The organism is Pseudomonas sp. 3-2, assembly GCF_019710535.1.
Taxonomy (GTDB): Bacteria; Pseudomonadota; Gammaproteobacteria; order Pseudomonadales; family Pseudomonadaceae; genus Aquipseudomonas; species Aquipseudomonas pharyngis.
Window position 1 is genome coordinate 444047 of sequence record NZ_CP081200.1, and the last position, 12559, is coordinate 456605.

Here is a 12559-nt window from a genome sequence, read left to right on the forward strand (position 1 = left end):
ATGACTAGTTTGCATGCCGACGAGGCGTTCCTCGGCCATTTCCAGTTAAGTCACGACCCTTTCGCGCCGCGGGTGCCGGGCTTCAAATTCTTCCCGGCCCAGCGCAAGCCGGTGCTGGGTCAACTGCATCATCTGGCCCGTTACAGTCAGTTGCTGCTGGTGGTCACTGGCCCGCAGGGCAGCGGCAAGACCCTGCTGCGTCAGGCGCTGGTGGCCAGCACCAACAAGCAATCGGTGCAGAGCGTCGTCGTTTCCGCCCGTGGCGCCGGCGATGCCGCCGGTGTGCTGCGCCAGATCGCCCAGGCGCTGGACGTGGCGCAGGCCGAGGTCGGGGCGATCCTCGATCAGGTCGTTCAATTGGCGCTGACGGGGCAGGAAGTCTATCTGCTGGTGGATGATGCCGAGCAGCTCGACGAGTCCGCCCTTGAAGCCCTGATGGCGCTGGGCGCCGGCGCGCCGGAAGGTCGCCCGCACGTGTTCCTGTTCGGTGAGTCGTCGCTGATCGCGCAGCTCGAGGCCTTGCACCTTGAGGAAGAGCGCTTTCACGTCATCGAACTGCAGCCGTACACCGAAGAAGAAACCCGCGAGTATCTTGACCAGCGGCTCGAAGGCGCGGGCCGGGGTGTCGAACTTTTCACCGCGGATCAGATCTCTGATATTCACGAAAGCTCCGAGGGCTGGCCGGGCAATATCAACCAGGTCGCTCGCGATGCTCTGATCGAAGTCATGATTGCCAGCCGCTCTGCGGTCAAGCGTCCAAGTATGGGGTTCAACATGCCGAAGAAACACGTATTGGCGATTTCCGCCGTCGTTGTGGTCGCGGTCGCTGCCGCCTGGCTGATGCCGGGTCGCAACAAGGCACCGACCACCGGTGCGCCGGCCAACGAGCAGGCGCAACTGCCATTGGGCCAGGGTACACCGCAGGCGGGTGGCGCGCCGTCCGTCGAATTCAACGGCAATACCCAGCCGATGCCGCTACCGCTGGTCGGCAACTCGCAACCGGTGATGCGTGGCCCGTTGGCTGAAGCCGCGGGTGGCATCACTGAAGGCGACGACGGCGTGCCGGTCGAAGGCTCCAGCAACACGCCACCGACCGTGACCACTACCGCGCCACCCGCGGGCGTTCAGGCCGGCCCTGCGCCGACCCCGGTTCCGGTTCCGACCCCGGCGGCCAAACCGACCCCGGCACCGACCCAGGTCGCTACCGCCAAGCCTGCTCCGGCCGCTCCAGTGGCCAAACCGGCTCCGGTCCCTGCCAAGCCCGTTGCCGCCGCCAAACCTGCCGAGAAGCCGGTCACCGTCGCCAAGGCCGCCGGTGGCAGCTGGTACGCCGGTCAGCCGACCAGCAACTACGTGGTGCAGATCCTCGGCACCAGCTCCGAAGCGACCGCGCAAAACTTCGTCAAGGAGCAGGGCGGCGAGTACCGTTATTTCAAGAAAGTCCTCAACGGCAAGCCTCTCTACGTGATCACCTACGGCAACTTCGCCAATCGTGATGCAGCCGTTTCTGCCATCAAGGCCTTGCCAGCGAAGGTTCAGGCTGGTAAACCTTGGCCTCGCACTGTCGCCAGCGTCCAACAGGAACTGGCAACAACTCGCTGAAGATTCGGCGGCCTTACCCAGGCCGCCTCTCCAAGCACCTCAAAATCTCTACAAGTGCGCGCCGTCTCTACAGACCGCGTGCCTTGTGGTGTCTGCGTCACAGTAGTCTTTGAGTCGTTGCGGTCAAAATTAAAAAAGTTTTGACTAGCACAGCAGATCGCTTTAAACCTTTCACAAATGCGACATGAATTTGCGACATTTCGTCGTCAAATTTGTGAGCCTCTGTGTCGCTGTGTACAATGACCACCCTTTTGCCCCCGCTAAGCCGGCGTACGTTCGGCGCGAGATGCAAGTGGTTGAATTGAAAAGAAATTTGCCTCGAAAAGAGGCAGCCTGGTGAGAAAGTGTCTATGAAAGCAGGTCTGTACCAACCAGATGAATTCAAGGATAACTGCGGTTTCGGCCTGATAGCCCATATGCAGGGCGAACCCAGTCATACCCTTTTGCAAACGGCCATCGAGGCCCTGACCTGCATGACCCACCGCGGTGGGATTAATGCCGACGGCAAGACCGGTGACGGTTGCGGTCTGCTGATTCAAAAACCCGACGCCTTCCTGCGTGCCATTGCCCAGGAAGCCTTCAGCGTCGAGCTGCCCAAGCAATATGCCGTGGGCATGGTCTTCTTCAATCAGGATCCGGCCAAGGCCGAAGCCGCTCGCGAGAACATGAACCGCGAGATCCTGGCCGAAGGCCTGCAACTGATCGGCTGGCGCAAAGTGCCGATCGACACCAGCGTCCTCGGCCGCCTGGCCCTTGAGCGCCTGCCGCAGATCGAGCAGGTGTACATCGGCGGCGAAGGCCTGAGCGATCAGGACATGGCGGTCAAGCTGTTCAGCGCCCGTCGTCGCTCGTCCGTGGCCAATGCCGCCGACACCGACCACTACATCTGCAGCTTTTCCCACAAGACCATCATCTATAAAGGCCTGATGATGCCGGCCGACCTGGCCGCGTTCTATCCGGACCTGGGTGACCAGCGCCTGCAAACCGCAATCTGCGTGTTCCACCAGCGCTTCTCCACCAACACCCTGCCGAAATGGCCGCTGGCTCAGCCATTCCGCTTCCTCGCCCACAACGGCGAGATCAACACCATCACCGGCAACCGCAACTGGGCGCAGGCCCGTCGGACCAAGTTCACCAACGATCTGATGGATCTGGAAGAACTCGGCCCGCTGGTCAACCGTGTCGGTTCCGATTCCTCGAGCATGGACAACATGCTCGAACTGATGGTCACCGGCGGCATCGACCTGTTCCGTGGCGTGCGGATGATCATTCCGCCAGCGTGGCAGAACGTCGAAACCATGGATCCGGATCTGCGTGCGTTCTACGAGTACAACTCGATGCACATGGAACCGTGGGACGGCCCGGCCGGCGTGGTCATGACCGACGGTCGCTACGCGGTGTGCCTGCTCGACCGTAACGGTCTGCGCCCGGCGCGCTGGGTCACCACCAAGAACGGTTTCATCACCCTGGCTTCGGAAATCGGCGTCTGGAACTACCAGCCTGAAGACGTGCTCGCCAAGGGCCGTGTCGGCCCGGGCCAGATCTTCGCCGTGGACACCGAAACCGGGCAGATCCTCGACACCGATGCGATCGACAACCGTCTCAAATCCCGTCATCCGTACAAGCAATGGTTGCGCAAGAATGCCCTGCGTATCCAGGCGACCATGGAAGACAACGATCACGGTTCGGCTTTCTACGACGTCGATCAGCTCAAGCAATACATGAAGATGTATCAGGTCACGTTCGAAGAGCGCGATCAGGTACTGCGTCCGCTTGGCGAGCAAGGCTATGAAGCCGTCGGCTCGATGGGCGACGACACGCCGATGGCCGTGCTGTCCCAGCGCGTGCGCACGCCGTACGACTATTTCCGCCAGCAGTTCGCCCAGGTGACCAACCCGCCGATCGACCCGCTGCGTGAAGCGATCGTGATGTCGCTTGAAATCTGCCTCGGTGCCGAGCGCAACATCTTCCAGGAATCGCCGGAACACGCCTCGCGCGTGATCCTCAGCTCGCCGGTCATTTCCCCGGCCAAGTGGCGTTCGCTGATGAACCTCGACCGTCCGGGTTTCGAGCGGCAGATCATCGACCTCAACTACGACGAAAGCGTCGGCCTCGAAGCGGCGATCCGTAACGTCGCGGATCAGGCTGAAGAAGCCGTGCGTGCCGGTCGTACCCAGATCGTTCTGAGCGACCGTCATATCGCTCCGGGCAAGCTGCCGATCCACGCCTCGCTGGCCACCGGCGCGGTGCACCACCGCCTGACCGAAAAAGGCCTGCGCTGCGACTCCAACATCCTGGTGGAGACCGCCACCGCACGGGATCCGCACCACTTCGCGGTGCTGATCGGTTTCGGCGCCTCGGCGGTCTATCCGTTCCTGGCGTACGAAGTGCTGGGCGACCTGATCCGGACCGGTGAAGTGCTGGGCGACCTCTACGAGGTGTTCAAGAACTACCGCAAAGGCATCACAAAAGGTCTGTTGAAGATCCTGTCGAAGATGGGCATCTCGACCATCGCCTCGTACCGCGGTGCGCAGCTGTTCGAAGCCATCGGCCTGTCCGAGGAAGTTTGCGAGCTGAGCTTCCGTGGCGTGCCGAGCCGCATCAAGGGGGCGCGTTTCGTCGACATCGAAGCCGAGCAGAAAGCCTTGGCCGCCGAAGCCTGGAGTCCGCGCAAGCCGATCCAGCAGGGCGGTCTGCTGAAGTTTGTCCACGGTGGCGAATATCACGCGTACAACCCGGACGTGGTCAACACCCTGCAAGCCGCCGTGCAGCAGGGCGACTACGCCAAATTCAAGGAATACACCTCGCTGGTGGACAACCGTCCGGTGTCGATGATCCGCGACCTGTTCAAGGTCAAGACCCTCGACACGCCGCTGGACATCAGTGAAATCGAACCACTGGAATCGGTGCTCAAGCGCTTCGACTCCGCCGGTATCTCGCTGGGCGCGCTGTCGCCGGAAGCCCACGAAGCCCTGGCCGAAGCCATGAACCGCCTCGGTGCGCGTTCCAACTCCGGCGAAGGCGGCGAAGACCCGGCGCGCTACGGCACCATCAAGAGCTCGAAAATCAAACAGGTCGCGACCGGCCGTTTCGGGGTGACCCCGGAATACCTGGTCAACGCCGAAGTGCTGCAGATCAAGGTCGCCCAGGGCGCCAAGCCGGGCGAGGGCGGGCAACTGCCGGGCGGCAAAGTGAACGGGCTGATCGCCAAGCTGCGTTACGCAGTGCCGGGCGTGACCCTGATTTCGCCACCACCGCACCACGACATCTATTCGATTGAAGACTTGTCGCAGCTGATCTTCGACCTGAAACAGGTCAACCCGAAGGCGCTGGTCTCGGTGAAACTGGTGGCTGAAGCGGGCGTCGGCACCATCGCTGCCGGTGTGGCCAAGGCCTACGCGGACTTGATCACCATCTCCGGCTACGACGGCGGTACCGGTGCATCGCCGCTGACCTCGATCAAATACGCTGGCGCTCCGTGGGAACTCGGCCTGGCCGAAACCCACCAGACCCTGCGCGGCAACGACCTGCGCGGCAAGGTTCGGGTACAGACCGACGGCGGCCTGAAAACCGGCCTCGATGTGATCAAGGCTGCGATCCTCGGTGCCGAAAGCTTCGGCTTCGGTACTGCGCCGATGATCGCGCTGGGCTGCAAATACCTGCGCATCTGCCACCTGAACAACTGCGCCACCGGCGTCGCGACTCAGAACGAGAAGCTGCGCAAGGATCACTACATCGGCACCGTCGACATGGTGGTGAACTTCTTCACCTACGTCGCCGAAGAAACCCGTGAGTGGCTGGCCAAGCTGGGCGTGCGTTCCCTCGAAGAGCTGATCGGCCGTACCGATCTGCTGGAAATTCTCGAAGGCCAGACCGCCAAGCAGCATCACCTGGATCTGACTCCGCTGCTGGGCAGCGATCACATCCCGGCGGACAAGCCTCAGTTCTGCGGCGTCGAGCGCAACCCACCGTTCGACCAGGGCCTGCTGGCCGAGAAAATGGTCGAGATGGCGACGTCGGCGATCAACGACCTCAGCGGCGCCGAGTTCGATCTGGATATCTGCAACTGCGACCGTTCGATCGGCGCACGGATCTCCGGCGAAATCGCGCGCAAGCATGGCAACCAGGGTATGGCGAAAGCGCCAATCACCTTCCGCTTCAAGGGCACTGCAGGTCAGAGCTTCGGCGTGTGGAACGCCGGCGGTCTGAACATGTACCTGGAAGGCGACGCCAACGACTACGTCGGCAAAGGCATGACCGGTGGCAAGCTGACCATCGTGCCGCCGAAGGGCAGCGTTTATAAGACTCAGGAAAGCGCCATCATCGGCAACACCTGCCTGTACGGCGCCACGGGCGGCAAGCTGTTCGCCGCCGGCACCGCAGGCGAGCGTTTCGCCGTGCGCAACTCCGGTGCCCACACGGTTGTGGAAGGCACTGGCGATCACTGCTGTGAGTACATGACCGGTGGTTTTGTCTGCGTTCTGGGCAAGACCGGTTACAACTTCGGCTCTGGCATGACCGGCGGTTTCGCCTACGTGCTCGACCAGGACAACACCTTCGTTGACCGGGTCAACCACGAACTGGTGGAAATCCAGCGGATCAGCGGCGAGGCGATGGAAGCCTATCGCAGCCACCTGCAGAACGTGCTGAACGAGTACGTCGCGGAAACCGACAGCGAGTGGGGTCGTGAACTCGCCGAGAACCTCGATGACTACTTGCGCCGTTTCTGGTTGGTCAAGCCGAAGGCTGCCAACCTGAAGTCGTTGCTTTCCAGCACCCGTGCCAACCCGCAGTGATATGCGCCTGAAGAGTTTGATGAGGTTTTAACAATGGCTGAACGTCTGAATAACGACTTCCAGTTCATCGATGTCGGGCGCAAGGATCCGAAGAAGAAACTGTTGCGTCAACGCAAGAAAGAGTTCGTGGAAATCTACGAACCGTTCAAACCCCAGCAGTCGGCCGACCAGGCCCACCGCTGCCTGGGTTGCGGCAACCCGTATTGCGAATGGAAGTGCCCGGTGCACAACTTCATTCCGAACTGGCTGAAGCTGGTGGCCGAGGGCAACATCCTCCAGGCCGCCGAGCTGTCGCACCAGACCAACACCCTGCCGGAAGTCTGCGGCCGGGTGTGCCCGCAGGATCGTTTGTGCGAGGGTGCCTGCACCCTTAACGACGGCTTCGGCGCGGTGACCATCGGTTCGGTCGAGAAGTACATCACCGACACTGCGTTCGCCATGGGCTGGCGCCCGGACATGTCCAAGGTCAAGCCGACCGGCAAGCGTGTCGCGATCATCGGCGCGGGCCCGGCGGGTCTGGGTTGTGCCGACGTGCTGGTGCGTGGCGGCGTGACGCCGGTGGTGTTCGACAAGAACCCGGAAATCGGCGGTCTGCTGACCTTCGGCATCCCCGAGTTCAAGCTCGAGAAGACCGTGCTGAGCAATCGCCGCGAAGTCTTCACCGGCATGGGCATCGAATTCCGCCTCAACACCGAGGTCGGCAAGGACGTGACCATGGAGCAACTGCTCGCCGAATACGATGCCGTGTTCATGGGCATGGGCACCTACACCTACATGAAGGGCGGTTTTGCCGGTGAGGATCTGCCGGGCGTTTATGACGCACTGGATTTCCTGATCGCCAACGTCAACCGCAACCTGGGCTTTGAAAAGTCGCCGGAAGATTTCGTCGACATGAAAGGCAAGAAGGTCGTGGTGCTGGGCGGCGGCGACACGGCGATGGACTGCAACCGCACGTCGATCCGCCAGGGCGCCAAATCGGTGACCTGCGCCTATCGTCGTGACGAAGCAAACATGCCCGGCTCGCGCAAAGAGGTGAAGAACGCCAAGGAAGAAGGCGTGAAATTCCTCTACAACCGTCAGCCGATCGCCATCGTTGGCGAGGACAAGGTCGAAGGCGTGAAAGTGGTCGAGACCCGTCTCGGCGAGCCGGACGCCCGTGGCCGTCGCAGCCCCGAGCCGATCCCGGGCTCCGAAGAGATCATCCCGGCCGACGCCGTGGTCATCGCTTTCGGTTTCCGTCCAAGCCCGGCGCCGTGGTTCGAGCAGTTCGAGATCCAGACCGACAGCCAGGGCCGCGTCGTTGCGCCCGAGCAAGGTCAGTACAAGCACCAGACCAGCAACCCGAAAATCTTCGCCGGTGGCGACATGGTGCGCGGTTCCGACCTGGTGGTGACGGCGATCTTCGAAGGCCGCAATGCGGCTGAAGGGATCCTGGATTACCTGGGCGTCTGATTACATTTCAACCTGAAATGCGATCAAAAATGTGGGAGCGGCGGTGCGACGATTCGACTTGCTCGCGAATGCTTTGTATCAGTTACCTGATGTATTGACTGACACACCGCTTTCGCGAGCAAGACCGCTCCCACATTGGTTTCCGGGTGTTGCTGAAATCCGCCAAATCATTGCGACAAATTGACCCGATAGACAAAAGGCTGACCTGCATCCGTGCCTTTTGCGTCGCGCTCTGAGAAAATGCCCGCACTTTTTTTCCGGATGCCGACATGACTGCCCTGAAGAACGACCGTTTCCTCCGCGCCCTGCTCAAGCAACCCGTAGACGTCACCCCTGTGTGGATGATGCGCCAGGCCGGCCGCTACCTGCCGGAATACCGCGCCAGTCGAGCCCAGGCCGGTGATTTCATGAGCCTGTGCATGAATCCGGAATTCGCCTGCGAAGTCACGCTGCAACCGCTGGACCGCTATCCGCAACTGGACGCGGCGATCCTGTTCTCCGACATCCTCACCATTCCCGATGCCATGGGCCAGGGCCTGTACTTCGAGACCGGTGAAGGTCCGCGCTTCAAGAAAGTCGTCAGCACCCTGGCCGACATCGAAGCCCTGCCGATCCCCGATCCGCACAAAGACCTCGGTTACGTGATGGACGCGGTCAGCACCATCCGCCGCGAACTGAACGGCCGCGTGCCGCTGATCGGTTTCTCCGGCAGCCCGTGGACCCTCGCCACGTACATGGTCGAAGGCGGCTCGTCGAAAGACTTCCGCAAGACCAAGGCGATGCTCTACGACAACCCGCAAGCCATGCACCTGCTGCTGGACAAGCTGGCGCAGTCGGTGACCTCGTACCTGAACGGCCAGATCCAGGCCGGCGCGCAAGCGGTGCAGATCTTCGATACCTGGGGCGGCAACCTGTCGGCGGCGGCGTATCAGGAGTTCTCCCTGGCCTACATGAAGAAAATCGTCAGCGGCCTGATCCGCGAGCACGACGGTCGCAAAGTGCCGGTGATCCTGTTCACCAAGAACGGCGGCCTGTGGCTGGAAAGCATCGCCGAGGCCGGTGCTGATGCGCTGGGCCTGGACTGGACCTGCGACATCGGCAACGCCCGCGCCCGCGTGGGTGACAAGGTCGCGCTGCAAGGCAACATGGACCCGACCGTGCTCTACGCCAAGCCGGAAGCGATCCGCACCGAAGTCGGGCGCATCCTCGCCAGTTACGGCAAAGGCAGCGGCCACGTGTTCAACCTCGGCCACGGCATCACGCCGGAAGTCGATCCGGAGCACGCTGGCGCGTTCCTGCGTGCGGTGCACGAGTTGTCGGCGCAGTATCACGAGTAATCGGCGCTCAGCTCTAATAGTAGAAAACAAAAACGCCCGGCTTATGCCGGGCGTTTTTGTTTGCGATGGGTTTAGCGACCGAGGAGTTGTTCGGCGTAGCGGGCGATGATGTGGTCGAAGGGTTTTTGATTGGGAATCGCGGTATTTCTGATCGCCGTCACCAACCGCTCAAGCTCTTCCTCGCTGACGTGCATGACGAACTCATCATCGAAGAGGCGGCGGATTGTGTCCTGACGTCGATTTTTGAGATAGGCGATGTCTAACGCCAGCACTTCAATCATCTTGGCAGCAGGAGGGTCTTCAGCGTTTTTCGGTTGGATTTCGCCGGTTCGCAGATATCGGAAACGCTGTTCACAATTCTCGTCGGTGGGAGAAATGTGTTGGTTTTCGTCGAACCAGTTGCCTTTCTTATGGCCGCAGTGCAACGGGTTGCCGGGTTTGGTTTCTCGCAGGCAGGAGGCATGAAGGTTGTGAAAATCCAACGCTAGCTCTTCAAAATGCTCTTGTGGTCTGAAGTGCTCGATATGGCTGGTCGAGGCATCTATTTCCCGGCCGCAATAACAGCAGAAGAAGCCTTGCTCCTTAAGCAGAGCATTATGCAAATCCCGCTTTTGCGGGTTTTGTAGCGTTGGGTAAGTTGGACTCCACTCGTCGTTCGCCGAGTTTTTCCAATCTGTAAATGAAGCTGGTTCAGTTCCTTTGAGCACTCGCTTCATTTGCCGAGAATCTCCTTGCGCCTGATGAGTGCTTCGGCGCCGGCGAATTCCGGTAGGTCGGGGGCTTTCTTTTTCAGCGCCTCAAGTTGTGATTTTGCCTTTTTGAGGTCGTTGTCTTCCAACGTGGAAAAAAGCTCGGACAGCAGATCTTCGATTTCTGGTTCGCGCTGCGTAACGCCCATTACCTCTTCAAGCACGCTGCTGGAATCCAGACCGTAGGTGACCCGCGGATGAGTCGGATCTCCGTTCTGCAACACGATCACTTCCTCAGGTTTCAGGCTGCCGATGATTTGCGGGGAGTGGCTTGCAGCGATGAACTGGACTTTGGGGAATGCCTGTCTCAGCGATGGCACGATGCTGCGTTGCCAGGCCGGGTGAAGGTGGATGTCCAGTTCGTCGATGATGACCACCCCGGAGGTGTTCTTCAAAACGTCTTTGCCCATTTGGGGGTTGAGGATGCACATGCGGCGGGCGATATCTGCGAACAACGCAATCATCCCGCGTTGACCGTCGCTAAGCTCATTGAAAGGAATGGTTTTTCCATCCAAGTCGATTAACAAGCTTTGCAGCCTGAGGTCGTAGCGCAAATTTTGTGCGTGGGGTATAGCGCGCTCAATCGCAGTGTTTACCCAGTAAAGTTCGTCGTCGAACTCAAGTGACTGAGTATTGGAGTCAAGAAGGTTCTGCATCCGCTCCAGCGTTCTGCCGATTAACCAGCTTTCAAAATCTCTGAGATCCGCAACCGCATCGAACCAGTTAACGTAGGCATCGAAGCGCGAGACGCGCTGTTTTGCGGCGAACTCAGCAGATACTCCCACCCCCTGCCAGCGGCGATTGGATCGGTAGAAAGCAAGCACAGGCAAATCGACCTGAATGGCCAAATTTATTTTCTGTTGTAGTTTTTCTATCTCTGCGTCGAATACTGAATCTACAAGATGGGGCAAGTCTTCTGCATCTCGTTTCAGAACCCAGTCTGTAGCTCCGAAGAAGCTGCCTATGCCATGTACCAGTAATGGGAACTTGCGCTCGAAGCGGCTTCTGTTTTCAAAACGATCTATGACAAAACGAATGTCTTCATTTTTTATAGAGGTCTGACTTGGCTTCATAGCATTGCCAAGTTCGATGAACGAAACGGCAACCGCCTGCAACAACGACGTCTTCCCGCTCCCATTAACTCCCACCACCAGATTGAATCCCGGCTGAAAGTCGAACGTGGCATCTTCGTAGCAACGAAAATTCTGAATGTGGAGACGGTCCAGGCGCATTCTGGCTTCCTTTACCAAAGCAGGTGAATGCCGTCAGTGTACCTTGGCCCGTGATTACCGCTAGGGCGCAGTTGTGGCTAAACCTTTTCGCCACCCCCCAGCGGCGGCAACTTCGCCAGCTTCAACGCCACCAACAGTGCCACCAGCAACAGCGCGCCGATAAACAGCCCAATCCCGTTCCACCCGGCCATGTGCCAGAACACCCCGCCCGCTGTCCCGGCGATGCTCGACCCGGCGTAATAGCTGAACAGGTACAACGACGACGCCTGGCCCTTGGCCTTGAGCGCCCGGCGGCCGATCCAGCTGCTGGCGACCGAGTGGGCGCCGAAGAAGCCGAAGGTGAAGATCAGCATGCCGATGATCACCAGCGGCAGCGGTGTGAACATCGTCAGGGCGAGGCCGGCGAACATCAGGGCGATGGTCGCCCACAGCACTTTGCGGCGGCCCAGTTTGTCGGCCAGCGAACCGATTTTTGCCGAGCTGTAGATGCCCGACAGATACACCACCGACAACAGCCCCACGAACACTTGATCCATGTGATACGGCTCGGCCAGCAGGCGGTAACCGATGTAGTTGAACAGGGTGACGAACGCGCCCATCAGCACGAACGCTTCGAGGAACAGCAGCGGCAGGCCGGCATCGCGAAAGTGCATGGTGAAGCCGTCGAGCAGGCTACGCGGATGCAGCGAGCGGGAGCGGAAGTTGCGCGACTCCGGCAGGATCTTCCAGAACACTGCTGCGGCGATCAACGCCAGGCCGCCGATCACCATCATTGCCGTGTGCCAGCTGACGAAGTCGATCAGCACCCCGGTGATCAACCGCCCGCTCATACCGCCAATCGCGTTGCCGCCGATGTACAGACCCATCGCCAGACCGATGTGCTGCGGATGGATTTCCTCGCTCAGGTAAGTCATGGCCACCGCCGCCAGGCCACTCAATGACAGCCCGATTAGCGCACGCATGATCAGCACGCCATGCCAGCTCGGCATCATCGAACTGGCGATGGTGCACAGCGCCGCGGCAAACAGCGCGGCGACCATCACCGGTTTGCGCCCGACCCGATCGGAAATCGGGCCGGTGATCAGCAGACCGAACGCCAGCATGCCGGTGGCCACCGACAGGATCAGGCTGCTCTGCGCGGCGTTGATCGAATATTCGTGGGACAGCAGCGGCATCATCGGCTGCACGCAGTACAGCAGGGCGAAGGTGGCGAAGCCGCCGCTGAACAGCGCGAGTACCGTGCGCATGAACGCGGGCGTACCTTTCTCGATGTAGATCTCTTGCAGTTCGGTCAGTACATCGTCCGCCGCAGCGGGCGGAACTTCATGGGCCAGTGGAGCGACGGCGGTTTTCACATCAGACCTCGGAGGGCGCGGGCAGGCAGGCAATGA

7 protein-coding genes are annotated in these 12559 nt (G+C 60.3%); 4 read left to right on the forward strand and 3 right to left on the reverse strand.

The window, feature by feature from the left end:
* From K3819_RS02015 to hemE, 4 genes are all read left to right on the forward strand, one after another.
* Positions 1-1602, forward strand: a complete 1602-nt coding sequence (locus tag K3819_RS02015) for an AAA family ATPase (RefSeq protein WP_221398529.1) — start codon at positions 1-3, stop codon at positions 1600-1602.
* Between the two features lie 350 nt (positions 1603-1952).
* Positions 1953-6398 (forward strand): glutamate synthase large subunit, encoded by a 4446-nt coding sequence (gene gltB, locus K3819_RS02020; protein WP_221398530.1) that lies wholly within the window; start codon positions 1953-1955, stop codon positions 6396-6398.
* Between the two features lie 33 nt (positions 6399-6431).
* Positions 6432-7850 (forward strand): FAD-dependent oxidoreductase, encoded by a 1419-nt coding sequence (locus K3819_RS02025; protein WP_007909438.1) that lies wholly within the window; start codon positions 6432-6434, stop codon positions 7848-7850.
* Positions 7851-8119: 269 nt separating this feature from the next.
* Positions 8120-9187 carry a uroporphyrinogen decarboxylase gene (hemE, locus tag K3819_RS02030; RefSeq protein ID WP_007968321.1) on the forward strand — a complete coding sequence of 356 codons (1068 nt, stop codon included), beginning with the start codon at positions 8120-8122 and terminating at the stop codon, positions 9185-9187.
* A 71-nt stretch (positions 9188-9258) separates the two neighbouring features.
* On the opposite strand, the gene K3819_RS02035 is transcribed toward hemE, so the two are convergent.
* The 3 genes from K3819_RS02035 to K3819_RS02045 all read right to left on the reverse strand — a co-directional run bounded on the left by K3819_RS02035 (position 9259) and on the right by K3819_RS02045 (position 12523).
* Positions 9259-9903 carry a retron system putative HNH endonuclease gene (locus K3819_RS02035; RefSeq protein ID WP_085611131.1) on the reverse strand — a complete coding sequence of 215 codons (645 nt, stop codon included), beginning with the start codon at positions 9901-9903 and terminating at the stop codon, positions 9259-9261.
* Positions 9900-11168, reverse strand: coding sequence for an AAA family ATPase (locus K3819_RS02040; protein WP_221398531.1), 1269 nt, complete (start codon positions 11166-11168; stop codon positions 9900-9902). Before K3819_RS02040 ends, K3819_RS02035 begins: the two co-directional genes overlap by 4 nt.
* A 77-nt stretch (positions 11169-11245) precedes the next feature.
* Positions 11246-12523 (reverse strand): MFS transporter, encoded by a 1278-nt coding sequence (locus tag K3819_RS02045; protein WP_085611129.1) that lies wholly within the window; start codon positions 12521-12523, stop codon positions 11246-11248.
* Between the last annotated feature and the right edge of the window lie 36 nt (positions 12524-12559).